The 14125-nt window shown below is 39.0% G+C and carries 9 protein-coding genes and 1 pseudogene; 6 read left to right on the forward strand and 4 right to left on the reverse strand.

The annotated features are described in order from the left end of the window. The first annotated feature begins 2 nt into the window (after positions 1-2). Positions 3-797 (forward strand): endonuclease/exonuclease/phosphatase family protein, encoded by a 795-nt coding sequence (locus IE339_RS23175; protein WP_242172393.1) that lies wholly within the window; start codon positions 3-5, stop codon positions 795-797. A 28-nt stretch (positions 798-825) separates the two neighbouring features. Here the strand turns inward: IE339_RS23175 and pepF are convergent, their stop codons facing one another. Continuing rightward, complete coding sequence (pepF, locus tag IE339_RS23180; RefSeq protein ID WP_242172398.1) at positions 826-2715, reverse strand: oligoendopeptidase F; 1890 nt, start codon at positions 2713-2715, stop codon at positions 826-828. 193 nt (positions 2716-2908) lie between these two features. Here pepF and IE339_RS23185 point away from each other — a divergent pair, with 193 nt between their 5' ends. Beyond that, on the forward strand, positions 2909-4225 hold the full coding sequence (locus tag IE339_RS23185) for a purine-cytosine permease family protein (RefSeq protein ID WP_242172399.1): 1317 nt from the start codon (positions 2909-2911) through the stop codon (positions 4223-4225). 33 nt (positions 4226-4258) lie between these two features. Here IE339_RS23185 and helD read toward each other — a convergent pair whose 3' ends face one another. Further along, entirely contained in the window at positions 4259-6568 is a 2310-nt protein-coding gene (helD, locus tag IE339_RS23190) for an RNA polymerase recycling motor HelD (RefSeq protein ID WP_242172401.1), read from the reverse strand. Between the two features lie 323 nt (positions 6569-6891). Here helD and IE339_RS23195 point away from each other — a divergent pair, with 323 nt between their 5' ends. Then, positions 6892-8163, forward strand: a complete 1272-nt coding sequence (locus IE339_RS23195; protein WP_242172404.1) for a dicarboxylate/amino acid:cation symporter — start codon at positions 6892-6894, stop codon at positions 8161-8163. A 439-nt stretch (positions 8164-8602) separates the two neighbouring features. Then, the gene (locus IE339_RS23200; protein ID WP_242172406.1) at positions 8603-9784 is read left to right on the forward strand and encodes a NupC/NupG family nucleoside CNT transporter; all 1182 of its coding nucleotides are present in this window, start codon (positions 8603-8605) and stop codon (positions 9782-9784) included. 231 nt (positions 9785-10015) lie between these two features. On the opposite strand, the gene gntK is transcribed toward IE339_RS23200, so the two are convergent. Together gntK and gnd are read right to left on the reverse strand one after the other, a co-directional pair. Further along, entirely contained in the window at positions 10016-11554 is a 1539-nt protein-coding gene (gene gntK, locus IE339_RS23205; RefSeq protein ID WP_242172408.1) for a gluconokinase, read from the reverse strand. Between the two features lie 133 nt (positions 11555-11687). Further along, a pseudogene (gene gnd, locus IE339_RS23210) lies at positions 11688-12599 on the reverse strand (phosphogluconate dehydrogenase (NAD(+)-dependent, decarboxylating)); the annotation flags it as partial. Between the two features lie 134 nt (positions 12600-12733). On the opposite strand from gnd, the gene IE339_RS23215 reads away from it, so the two are divergent. Both IE339_RS23215 and IE339_RS23220 read left to right on the forward strand, forming a co-directional pair. Further along, on the forward strand, positions 12734-13579 hold the full coding sequence (locus IE339_RS23215; protein ID WP_242172411.1) for a MurR/RpiR family transcriptional regulator: 846 nt from the start codon (positions 12734-12736) through the stop codon (positions 13577-13579). A gap of 70 nt (positions 13580-13649) precedes the next feature. Continuing rightward, positions 13650-14120, forward strand: a complete 471-nt coding sequence (locus tag IE339_RS23220) for a hypothetical protein (protein WP_242172415.1) — start codon at positions 13650-13652, stop codon at positions 14118-14120. The last annotated feature ends 5 nt before the right edge of the window (positions 14121-14125 follow it).

Raw genomic sequence — 14125 nt, forward strand, 5'->3', positions numbered from 1 at the left:
ACATGAAATTACTCACATTAAACTGTCATTCTTGGCAGGAGGAAAATCAATGGGAAAAGATTTCGACTCTCGCGATGACGATTAAAGAAAAACAGTATGATGTGATTGCTTTACAAGAGGTGAGTCAATCGATTGACTCACCTCCCCTCCATAATCATCTTAAGCAGGATAATTTCGCTTCTGTCCTTTTAGAAGAGCTTAAGACGATCGGAGTCACTGATTACGAATACGTGTGGGACTTTTCCCACATTGGTTATGAAACGTTCGAAGAAGGATTAGCGATTTTAAGTAAGCACCCTATTACGGAGTCAGATTCGTTTTATGTATCAAAAAGTACCGATTATGATTACTGGAAAACACGAAAGATCGTACGTGCTACTATTTCATACAAAGACGTTCCCCTCTCCTTCTACTCTTGCCATCTAGGTTGGTGGGAAGACGAGGACGAACCATTTCAATTTCAGGCAGATCAATTACTGTCATATGTAAAGACTCGTAAAGAGCTTAGTTTTTTAATGGGTGACTTTAATAATAACGCCTTTATAAGAGATGAAGGATTCGATTATTTAAAATCACAAGGCTTACACGATACGTATCTCTTAGCTTCTGAAAAAGATAATGGCATTACCGTAGAGGGGAAAATTGCCGGATGGGATCAAAACAAGGAAGATTTACGTTTAGATATCATCTTCGCAACGAACCCTGTAGAAGTTCAATCGTCTTGCGTCATTTTCAACGAACGAAATAAACCAATTGTTTCTGATCATTACGGAGTGGAATGTGAGATTTTAATGTAAAAAAGGTGGACAATGTGTCCACCTTTTTTTATTGCTTCAATAGAGTTTCTAATTCTGTTAGTGTCTCATCAAATGCCTTCATCGCCTCACGTATCGGCTGATCAGTAGACATATCCACCCCGGATTTTTTAAGAATAAACAGTGGATTTTCAGAACCTCCTGCCGTTAACAAGTGATGATGAATTCTGTTAATCGCAGGTCGACCTTCTTTTAAAATTTGTTCCGTTAGATCAATCGATGCGGCGAAACTGGTCGCGTATTGATAAACATAAAAGTTGTTATACAAATGGGGAATTTTCGCCCATTCAACGGCAATCTCAGGGTCTGATATGATCGACGGACCGTAGTATTTTTTGTTTAACTCTAAATAAATGTTGCTCATGGCTTCGGCATTTAGAGACTCACCCTGCTGGTCTTTCTCATGAATGATTTTTTCAAATTCCGCAAATTGCGTTTGGCGGAAAAGAGTCGTTCGAAAACCTTCAAGTCGATCACACAATAGCGCAATTTTTTCTTCTTTTGTTTTTGCTTTTTTATACGTATCGTGCCACAAAAGTTGTTCATTCATGGTAGAAGCAATTTCAGCTAAAAAGGTTGGATAGCCTGCTGTTAAATAAGGCTGAGCTTTTTTCGTATAATACGATTGCATCGCATGTCCCAATTCATGAGCAATCGTCGAAATATCATCGTTCGTACCACGATAATTTAACAACACATATGGATGCGTATCGTAGCTTCCCCACTGATAAGCACCCCCGTGCTTGTCCTGTGTAGAATAAACGTCAATCCATCTTTCGTTAAATGCCTTTGTTAAGACGTCTGTATAATCCTCACCCCAAATAGATAGACCATCAATCACTCTCTTTTTGGCTTCTTCAAATGAAACATATTGATTGTCCTTTTTACTTAATGGTGCACGAAGATCATACATATGCATGGGAGAAACCTGCAGTAGTTGTTTTTTCACCGCCATGTAGCGATGCAAAAGCGGCAATCCTCTGTGAACAGATTGAATTAATCCCCCGTACACTCTCACAGGAATATTATTTGAATCGAGACTTGCGGCTATAGCATTTGGATAGTGGCGAATTTTTGCGTATGCATTACTAGCTTTTACCTGACCACTCAGGGTTTGAGCGAATGTATCTTGATATTGTTTGAGCGTATGATAATACGTTTGAAATGCTTTTTCGCGAATTACGCGATCGGAACTTTCCATATATGTGCTGTAATTGAACCGATTGAGCGGAAGCGCTTTTGCTGAAGCTGCTGAGAAAGAAGGGAACGGAATATCTTTTTCAAGCATTGTAAAGGTGCTCTCAGGAACAGAAGCAATAGGAGCCGTTTTGAGCAGTAGCTCTTCCATTTTTTCAGGAAGGGTATGTTCTTTTGTTCGCATCATCTCTTCTAAAACATACTTATAAGCAGACAGCTGTGGGTCATTAATATAGGTTTTTAACTTTTTCGTAGGAAGCTTTGAAATATCCGTGTAGAGCCACGACGTTTTTTCCATCACGTTCATCGACATATGATCAGCTTGATCAGTGAACGATTGAAGTTCAGCGTTGGAAGCATTCGTATGCAGTTTTAATGAAGCATAAATATATACTTTGTCATGCTTCCTCATAATCGTGCTATACTGCTCTAAAATATTTTTTAGATGTGACGGTGATTTACCAAGCGTTCCCTTATAGTGATAAAATTGATCGGATTGGGCCACTACACTTTTTACGTCCTTATCCCAAGACTTTTGGTTAGGATAAATATCTTCTAATTTCCACGTGTATTGAGATGGAATGTCTGAACGTTTTTCATATTGCGGGTTCACTTCTGCACCATTACTTGTCGTTGCACCTACTTGCAACAAACAGAACGCAGTAGCCAAAACGGTTAGTTTTTGATAAAAAGGCTTTTTCATCGTCTCTCTCCTTTGTAAAAAAACATCGATCCAAAATACTCCTTTTAGTATTTTGAAAAACAATGATTTTTATGATGAAAAAGTTTTTCTTCATTTCCACCTGTTTAAATGAGAATTTCATTTCTATCCTGCACATTTATTCTTATAATAGATATGATCATTTATTTTCGTACGTTAAAAAGGCGGAGGATGTATGGCAGAAGTACAAAAGAGACAGCTTCGTTTTGAAAGATTTGGGTTAGAATCAATTCCCCAAGAGCTTCAGCAAACGCGCTGGTATGAGTATTCATTTATTCAAGCAACTTTTTCAGTGAACGCAGGCAACTTTTTAGTTCCTGCACTTGCCGTGCTTCAAGGGCATTTATCAATTTTGGCAGCCATTCTTAGTACAACAATTGGAGCAGCCGTGGCATTTTTACTCGTTTCTTATTTATCGTTACCAGGGGCAAGGTACGGAATTCCTGCTCAATACGCGATGCGTTCCTTTTTAGGCGTAAAAGGTGCTCAATGGATTTCTTCGCCTATTCGAACCATCACTTCTTTATATTGGTTTAGCGTTCAAACCGTGGGAGGAAGCTATGTCATTCAAAAAATGCTACTTTCTTATTTTCATGTTCACGTTCCTTTTACGATGCTAGCCGTTATTCTAAGCACGATCATGGCGATACTCGCTCTCATTGGTTTTGAGGCGGTAAAAAAAGTAACAAAGAGATTTTTCCCTTTGCTCCTAATTGGTCAAGTCGTCATTTTATGGTTGTTCATCCGCTCCTTACAAGCGTCTTCCATTTCATTGACACATGGCGCTCATGAGTTTTCGCTTTCAACCTGTTTGTTTTATGCAAGCCTTGCCTTTATTCAATACATATCTGGTGTGACATCATCTTCAGATATTACACGCTATGCTAAAACGGGAACACACGGCTTCTGGGGACTTTACGTAGGGAACGTGTTAGGGTTTGTAATGACAGCTGTGCTAGCTACTCTAGGAGCAGGATTGTTCCAAAACGAGAATCCGTTTATTGCAACAAGTACTCTGACTACGTCATCAATAGTTGTCGGTTTAATGGTTATTTGCTCTATGATATCCATGATTTCAATTAATCTCAGCAATGCCTATACAGGTGGATTAAGCTTGCTAAATAGCCTTCCTGCACTTGGACGAATTAAGGCAGCTATTTTATTTGGTTTGTTAGGAATAGCCTTAAGTACGCTTCCTCAATTAGTTAGCGAAGCCAAAACATACATTTCAATGCTCGGGGCTTTTGTCGTTCCCCTATCTGCGGTCATTGTGGCCGAATTTTTATGGATCAATAAAAGGACGCTCATTCCGATTCAAACCAAGAGCATAAATAAATTAGCAATTGGTCATGCATTGATTGGAGCGCTCATCTACTTTTTTATCCCAGATCAATACTCACCTGGATTCACTTTGTTCGTTCTCACGTTTATCAGCTACGGATTGACGAAACATTTCGTAAGCGGAAAAGCTAGAGACCTCTCACCTTTATAAAAACAGAGGCTCCTATTAGAGCCTCTATTTTCATTACTCTTCAATATATAAAGCATTTGGCACAGCTTCAATCCATTTACTCTTCTTCCCAATTGAAAAAATATGCAATTCATGCATCGCTCTCGTACAAGCTGTATAAAGCAAATACCGGTCAAAGGAGCTACCATAATTCTCATTTGATCCGTCATAAATAAGCACTGCATCAAACTCAATTCCCTTTGCAAGATAGATGGGCATCACAAGAATCCCTCGTTCAAAAGCTTGAGTTTTAGGTGTAATGCGTTTTATTTCAAAGTCATTTGCTAAAAGGTCCATTACTTCTTTGCATTCTTTTTCTGTTTTACAAATAATCGCAATGGTTTCATGGTTCTCCTTTTTCAACGTTATGATTTTACTTTTAATCTGTTCATAAATAGAATTTTTTTCATCAATTTCTGTCACAGCCGGTAATAACCCATTTCGGTTAAATGGCTTAATAGCCTCTCCATTAGGAATAAGAGAGCGTGTGAACTCAACAATTTGCTTTGTCGAGCGATAGCTCTGTGTCAGTTCAATCCGTGCTTGATCCTCTTCATGCAGCTCCTCTAAAAGGGTTTTTTTGTGACGTGAATGAGCATACACGGCCTGATTAAAATCACCTAACAGAGTCATTTTGGCATGTGGGAATAAGTACTGCAGATAAGCCATCTGAAACGCATTATAATCCTGGGCTTCATCAATAAAAAGGTGCTTAATGAGAGGATCAATCGATTTTCCTTTCAAGCGGTCTTGCAAATAAAGATACGGTGTCATGTCCTCATAGAGTAGAACGCCTCTTTTTAGATACTCCTGCGTAAGCTCGCCTATCTCTTGGTAGTCTTCAATTGATTCAAGCATTTGGTTCAGACGACGATACACAGAAAATTCATTTACGAACCGCATCGCTTGGACATGCTTATACAGCGGTTTGAACTTCTTCTTCACTAATTCTCTTGCTAAAAGGGCTTGCTCTTGCTCAAAATCATCAAATGTATCATCTGTAGAACGCTGTTCGTTTTGCAGCTTACGATAGGCTCGTAAATAGGTTTCCTTATCGGAAAGCTCCACTTCCTCTAGTACCCAGTCCTTCGTCACTTGTTCTTTCTCAAATTGTCGTAGTTTCTTTTTCAACCAAGTCGCCACCAGATCCATTCGGTTCGGAATGCTAATTGCTCGGTCAAGCGAATAAAAATAATGTTCGATTTCTTCAGCAGAGAGTAGAAGCTCCCCACGAAATTTTATATGACGAAATACCAATCCCCCGTTTGATAAGCCCTCAATAAACTGGTCCACCACACCCTTAAATGTGATACTTGATTTCAAGTCGATGTTTTTTATTCTCTGCGTATACTGCGAGTGCTGTTGTCCTGTAAGCACATACTCCACTTGCTCAAACGGACTTTCAACGTCTATTCTTCTGCTAATTTTTCGTTCCATGTATTTTTGAAACGTGTCTTGTTGCATATTATCTTCACCAAGCTCAGGGAGAACTGTGGCCACATAGCTATTGAACATTAAATTAGGCGAGAACAGCATAATGTTAGATGACTGAAGCGAATTACGATGACGATAGAGCAGGTAGGCAATACGCTGTAAAGCTGCCGATGTTTTACCGCTTCCCGCTACACCTTGCACAATTAGCGTTTTACTGCGCTCATTTCGAATGATTTCGTTTTGCTCTTTTTGAATGGTGGCCACAATGCTCTTCATTTGCTGATTTGCCTGATTGCTCAACACCTCTTGAAGCATCTGATCTCCTATGGTGATTCCTGTATCAAACATGTTTTTCAATTTACCTTCTTTGATGACATATTGACGCTTCAAAACCATTTCCCCATGTATCGTCTCTGTCGGTGTTTCGTACTCTGCATATCCAGGTGAGTAATCATAATACAGGCTCGAAATAGGTGCTCTCCAGTCATAAATAAGAAACTCCTGATCGTCTCGATCCATTAATGAAGCAACGCCAATATAAATGTCCTCTACTTGTTCCTCACCATCCTCAACAAAATCAATTCGGCCGAAATAAGGAGAGTTCTTCAACTTACTCAATGTTTTGATCTGCTTCGTTGCTTGCCCATGACTTCGTTCACGTTCGGCTAACATTTCTGCCTGTTGCTTAATGCTTGCATGCGTCTCGATCAGATCATCTGGCTCATCCGTATTTACCGTTACGTCTTCCCAGAAGTTTTTGCGTAAATGAAGAATGTCTTCTTGAACCCCTCCTGCACCTTGAAGAAGTTGAGTCGCCTTATGACTTATTTCGGACTTAATACGTTCGATGCGTGCCATCTCAAGTTTCATCTCATTTGTTACATCTCTCATTTCAACACTCCTCTAGGAATTTCTTTATCCTATCCTGCTTGACAATGAATTTATTTTGCTATATAATTTAAGATAGGATAAATATAATTATTTTTAAAAAACACGTTATTTCCTCATAATACCACATTTCTATGTCCTTAATCAATCTTATTTTCCGCTTCCTCTTGATAACACTACTTATTTTTCGTTCCTTCCAGAATGTTTCATGTGAAACACCTTTCTTTTTTTCAAAAAAAGCTTTTCGAATCCTAGACAAACCACTATGCTTAAGAGGTTGTGCTTTTCTAAGCACGTAAACCTATTTAAGAAAGGTAGTGAACATCTTGGGATCGTTCTTTAAAAATTATCGATCTTCCCTTCTACTGCTAGCCTCCATCATTATAGGCGGAGCGGCAGGACTTTTATTTGGAACGAAAACGTCCATCGTAAAGCCATTTGGGGATTTATTTCTAAATCTTATGTTTATGATTATTATTCCGCTCGTTTTTTTCAGTATTGCGTCAGCTATCGCCAATATGGACGGAGTAAAGCGCTTCGGAAAAATTATCGGTAGTATTTTTCTTGTGTTTGTTGTGACAGCGATTGTCGCAGCTGTTATCGGTTTTGCCGGAACTTCTGTGATGAATCCTTTAGCTCATACAGATGTATCAGCGTTAAAAGAATTAATGGAGAAGACCGATGTGTCTAAGCCGTCTGAAGATGTATCATTTTTAGCTCAGCTTGTTAACACCTTCACCGTTTCTGATTTTTCAATGCTATTCTCAAAATCTAACATGCTACAGCTCATTGTTTTTTCTGTTTTATTTGGTTTTGCGACCGTATTAGCAAAAGAAAAAGGCAGACCTGTAGCGGCTTTCCTATCATCTGGATCGACGGTAATGATGAAAATGGTCAACGTTGTCATGTATTATGCACCAATTGGTCTTGGATGTTATTTTGCATCCGTGATTGGTGAACTTGGCCCTCAAATTCTTGAAGGATATGTAAGAGCATTTATCTTATATTTAATTCTAGCCCTTATTTATTACTTTGGTTTCTTCACTCTTTATGCATTTATTGCTGGTGGAAAATTGGGCGTAAAAGTGTTCTGGAAACACGCATTAGCGCCTTCTGTTACAGCCATTGCAACATGCTCTAGCGCTGCAAGTATTCCCGTAAACTTAACGTCTGTTAAAAAGATGGGTGTACCGAACGATATTGCGGAAACGATTATTCCATTAGGGGCTAATACACACAAAGATGGATCTGTGTTCGGTGGCGTGTTAAAAATCGTCTTCTTGTTCACTTTATTCGGAAAAGATATGACAAATTTCACAAACATTTTAAGTATCTTAGCCGTTGCATTCCTAGTAGGAGCTGTCATGGGTGCTATTCCTGGTGGAGGAATGATTGGTGAAATGCTGATTTTAAGCGTTTTTGGTTTCCCACCAGAAGTATTGCCAATTATTGCTGTCATCAGTACGATTATTGATGCTCCTGCAACGTTATTAAACTCTACAGGAAACACTGTTTGTGCAATGCTAGTTACGCGACTAGTAGAAGGAAAGAACTGGTTAAAACAAGCATTTAATTCATCAAAAAACATGGCTTCTTAATTGAAAAGGCTGATCACCCACGGGTGATTAGCCTTTTTTTACTTATGATGAAATGAGAAACGTTCTGTTCTAAAACCTCTAACATTGTCTTCATTTATTTTTATGTATTTTTATTCTACCTAATTACTATTTCAATATTTATCCAACTGACTTTTACGGTCGTCCTTCTCAAATGATATTGACTTATAAAAGTTACTATTATATATTCATTTCGGTAGATGTATGACATCAGACCCTCAAATTAGATGCTATAATAAAAAAACAATTCCTTCATCGTGTTATGCTATATGTACATAGCAGGCTTACATGAAAATAGTCCCTTAAGGGCAAAAGAATAGTATCCTCTCTTTTAAAAAGAAACCTCAAAGATAAAGTTTGTGACAAGCTCATTATTCTTAATAATGACTGTATATAAATACAAAAGGTACTGGAGGCTAAAATGAAATACTTAATTGCAATTATAGGATTACTAGTCGTGTTAGCATTAGCTTGGATCGCAAGTAAAGATCGTAAGCGTATTAAGTACAAGCCGATCATTTTAATGATCGTCATTCAACTCGTTTTATCGTATGTGTTATTAAATACACGCTTTGGCTTGGTTATTATCAAAGCGATTGCAGCTGTCTTTGATAAACTTCTAGCATACGCTGGTTCTGGTGTCGATTTCGTATTCGGAGGGATTGCTAACAAAGGCCAAGCTCCTTTCTTCTTAGGTGTATTACTCCCTATCGTATTCATTTCGGTTTTGATCGGAATTTTTCAGTATTTCAAAATACTTCCATTATTCATGAAAGGCATTGGTTTACTATTAAGCAAAGTAAATGGTATGGGGAAACTAGAATCCTATAACGCGGTAGCTTCTGCTATGGTAGGACAATCTGAAGTATTTATTACAGTAAAAAAGCAACTAGACAAACTTCCTGAACACCGTCTATATACGCTTTGTGCTTCTGCTATGTCTACGGTTTCGATGTCAATCGTTGGCGCATACATGACGATGATCGAACCAAAATACGTTGTAACAGCAATCGTAATTAACCTATTTGGTGGCTTTATTATCTCTTCTATTATTAACCCTTACGAAGTAGATGAAAAAGAGGACATCTTAGAAATTCAAGACGAAAACAAACAAAGCTTCTTCGAAATGCTCGGTGAGTATATCTTAGACGGATTTAAAGTTGCCATTATTGTTGGCGCAATGCTAATCGGATTTGTGGCACTAATCGCTGCCATTAATAACGTATTCGACCTTGTGTTCGGTATTAGCTTCCAAGAAATTCTCGGTTACATATTCGCTCCATTCGCTTTCCTAATGGGGATTCCAGGATCTGAAATCGTCAAAGCCGGTGGAATTATGGCAACAAAACTCGTAACGAATGAATTTGTTGCGATGATGAGCCTAACAGACATCGCCAACGGACTAAGCAGCCGTACTGTTGGAATCATCTCCATCTTCCTTGTATCTTTCGCTAACTTCTCCTCTATCGGAATTATTGCAGGAGCAGTAAAAGGATTAAGCGAAAAACAAGGAAACACAGTAGCACGATTCGGACTAAAACTTCTCTACGGCGCAACACTAGTAAGCTTCCTATCAGCCGTTATCGTAAGTTTCATTCTTTAATTCATCACTAAAAGCACTTCCTACAAAAAGGAAGTGCTTTTATTTCATTACGCTCCCAAAAAAGGGCCTCCCAGCCCGCAACGCAGGGCGATAGAACGCACCCACAAAGCCCTTAAAGGTTCACATAAGGGGATGGTGACAGCCCGTAAGGGAGGTCGCCATCCCCTTATGCTTGAACAAACCCCCCTAACAGCTCTTCCGTTAGGGGGGTTTGTTCAAGTGGATCCTAAATTATACGTGGGATTTTTGGAAGGCGGTAATGCTTCTGTACTCGTCCTTCAACACGCGAGAAACCCGTACAAAAATAGGAGCTAACTCCTTATAAACCTCTACATTCTCTGGATTTGGCGTATGATGATTCGTTGTTCCAACCATCTCTTTCACCACATCCAATGAATCAATCTCCCCTAAACCATACAAACCTAAAATGACAGCACCTAAACAAGAACTTTCAAAACTTTCCGGAACCGAAAGCTTTTGATTGAAAATGTCAGCCATCATCTGTCTCCACAGCTCAGAACGGGCAAATCCTCCCGTCGCCTGAATCTGTGTTGGCTCACCGATCAACTCTTCTAGCGCTAGCAATACTGTGTAAAGGTTAAAAATAACCCCTTCCAATACGGCACGAATAAGGTGTTCTTTTTTATGATGCAGACCTAGACCGAAGAAAGACCCTCTAGCATTTGCATCCCATAAAGGTGCTCGTTCACCAGCTAAGTACGGATGAAATAATAGTCCGTCCGCGCCCGGCTTCACTCTTGAAGCAATTTCAGTTAGAAGATCATACGGGTCCATCCCAAGACGTTTCGCTGCCTCAACTTCTGAAGCACCCAATTGATCTCGAACCCAACGGAAAATCATTCCCCCGTTGTTCACTGGACCGCCAATAACCCACTTATCCTCTGTCAGCGCATAGCAAAAAATGCGTCCCTTTGGATCTGTTACAGGCTTATCTGTGACTGTGCGAATTGCTCCGCTTGTCCCAATTGTCACCGCTACAACGCCTGGGTCAATCGCATTAACACCAAGATTCGACAACACCCCATCACTTGCTCCAACGATGAATGGTGTGGAAGGATTTAAGCCCATTTCAGCTGCCAAATCTTCATTCAATCCTTCTACCTTATGCGTTGTTGGCACTGGATTAGAGAGACGATCAGGCGTTACACCCGCTACATGAAGAGCCTCTTCATCCCAGTTCAGTTCTTTCAAATTAAATAGTCCTGTCGCAGAAGCAATAGAATAATCAATGACGTATTCATTAAACAATTTATAGAAAATATATTCCTTGATCGAAATAAATTTATGTGCCGAAGCGAATAAGTCCGTTTTTTCATGACGTAACCATGTTAATTTCGATAACGGTGACATTGGATGAATAGGTGTTCCCGTACGAAGGTAAATTTCATGACCATTCCATTCATCTTTGATTTTCTCGGCCCATTGGGCACTTCTGTTATCCGCCCATGTAATACAATTCGTCAATGGCTTTCCTTGCTCATTCACTGCAATTAAGCTATGCATAGCAGAGCTAAATGAAACAAACAAAATATCATCTGACGAAACATCTGACTTTTGAATAACCTTTTTTACCGTCTGAATAACAGCTTGAAAGATTTCTTCCGGATCTTGTTCTGCTGTAAGAGGTGTTGGAGAAAACAATGGATATTCAATCCCGTGTCTAGCTACCATCGATCCATCTTTACGAAAAAGAACGGATTTTGTGCTTGTTGTACCGATGTCAACGCCAATCATGTATTTCTGACTCATATCTTATTCCCCCTAAAAACATCCTGCTTGTTTGAAAGCCTTTTCAGGTATGAACGAAAAATAGAGAAGCAATCGAACTTCTCTATTTTTGTTCTAGGGCTATTTTTAAAACACTATGTGTTGAAAAGGCCTTTTATTTTTTAACGACGCTATGTCCACCAAATTCGTTACGTAGTGCTGCTACAACTTTACCTGTGAACGTATCGTCTTCTAATGAACGATAACGCATCATTAAGGAAAGTGCAATAACTGGTGTAGCTGTTTGAAGATCTAATGCCTCTTCTACTGTCCATTTTCCTTCACCAGAAGATTGCATAACACCACGGATGCCTTCTAGCTTCGCGTCTTTTGAGAATGCATTTTCTGTTAATTCCATTAACCATGAACGAATAACTGAACCGTTGTTCCAAACGCGTGCTACTTTTTCATAGTCATAGTCGAACGGGCTTTTTTCTAATACTTCAAAGCCTTCAGCGATTGCTTGCATCATACCGTACTCAATTCCGTTATGAACCATTTTTAGATAGTGGCCGCTTCCGCTTTCACCAGCATATAGGTAACCGTTCTCTACGCAAATGTCTTTGAAGATTTGCTCTACTGTTGCGAATGCTTCTTTATTTCCACCGATCATTGTACAAGATCCGTTACGAGCACCTTCCATACCACCGCTTGTACCTACGTCTAGGAAGTGAATGCCAGCTTCTTTTAATTCTGCTGCACGACGTAAAGATTCTTTATAGTTAGAGTTTCCTCCATCGATTACGATGTCGTTCTCATTTAATAGCTCTTTTAATTCTGCTAAAACATTTTCAGTAATTGGACCAGCTGGAACCATTACCCATACTACTTTTGGACTTGATAGCTTAGAAACTAGATCTGCTACAGAAGATGCTCCTGTTGCGCCTAAGTCAGAAATTGTTTTTACTGCTTCTTGATTTACATCAAAAGCTACTACTTCATGTTTATTGTCTAATAGATTTTGAGATAAGTTGTATCCCATTTTGCCTAAACCGATAATTCCTAATTGCATGTTAAAAAGCTCCTTCTGAAAAAAATTTTCGCTCTATCTCTATTATACGAAAATTTTTTCATATTGCAATCGCTTGCAAGAAATTTTTTTTCATATTACAATTTATGCTATACTTCATTTACGTAATTAGGCAAAGGAGAACGGTTATTATGACGCAGAATTGCTTAGGAAAAATACGGTCCCATTATGCACGATTTAGCGAAAAAGAAAAGCAAGTTGCAGACTTCATTTTAAAAAATCCTGAATCCATCATTCATAGTACGATTAATGAGTTAGCGGATGATTTAAATGTAGCTGAAGCAACTGTTTTCCGTTTTTGTAAGCGTATTGGGTTTAAAGGATATCAAGCAATGAAAATCGCACTTGCTTCTGAAGTCATGGCTCCGATTACTCAAATACACGAGGAAATTAAAGAAGATGATAATGAAAAAACCGTGGCGGAAAAAATTTTCAAGTCGAACATTCAAACCCTTGAAAATACGCTTCAAATGCTTGATTATGATTCCATTCAAAAAGCAGTTCATCTTCTTTTGAACGCAAATCGCGTTGAGTTTTACGGTACGGGTGGTTCTTCAGTAATTGCGATGGATGCTTACCACAAATTTGTGCGGGCAGGAATTAAAGCGTTTTCTTTTACAGATTCCCACTTTCAAATTATGTCTGCTTCGCAATTAGGTCCCGATGACGTTGCGGTTGTCATTTCGCACTCAGGAACGAATAAGGACACGATCAATATTTTAAACGTAGCGAAAAAAGCAGGAGCGAAAGCGATTGGTATTACTGGCTTTCCGAAGTCTCCTATTAGTCAAAAAGTAGACGTTGCGCTGTTTACAAGCTCAGAAGAAACGGAATATCGCTCTGAAGCTCTTGCTTCACGTATAGGGCAGCTTAGTCTTATTGATGCACTATATGTGAATATGATGATTTTAAATAAAGAAGAGGCCCAGAAATCGTTAGAACGAGTAAGAGAGGCGATTTCAGAAACACGTATTTAAAAGAACTTTTGGCATTTGAAGAGCTTATGATATAATCAACCAATCAAATATTTTATTATGTGGAGGCTTTATGCTCACTTTTGAAGAAAAATTAGCAGTTATCGAATCATTTGAAGAACTTACACGAAATAATGTTTCACTTGGACGAGTGAATTTTCAATATGCAGAAAGTGCGTACGATAAAAAGAACGTTGTTTATCATTTGCATCCAAACGGTAATGGCTTTGTTTATGCTGAGTTTCTAAACGGATACGATGTTAACGACAAAGGAATGACCAACATTCGCGAGTTCTCAGCGGACGAACTACGTACGATTATTCAGCGATCTATTCAATCATTGGCTCCAAAAAGCACGGCTGAAGCCGCTATCGTTGGGGACGAAAAGGAAGAAAAGTGGGTTGGAGAAGGCGATCAGGTTCTCATCTTATTAGAAGAAGATGGTATGTGGAACATATACGCTGGCCTTAACCTTGATAATATGTTTAGCACGTATGAAGATGCGGCTGAATACTTAGCAGAAGAAGGCTTCAAGCGCCTATAAGAAAC

It is taken from the genome of Priestia koreensis (assembly GCF_022646885.1).
GTDB lineage: Bacteria > Bacillota > Bacilli > Bacillales > Bacillaceae_H > Bacillus_AG > Bacillus_AG koreensis_A.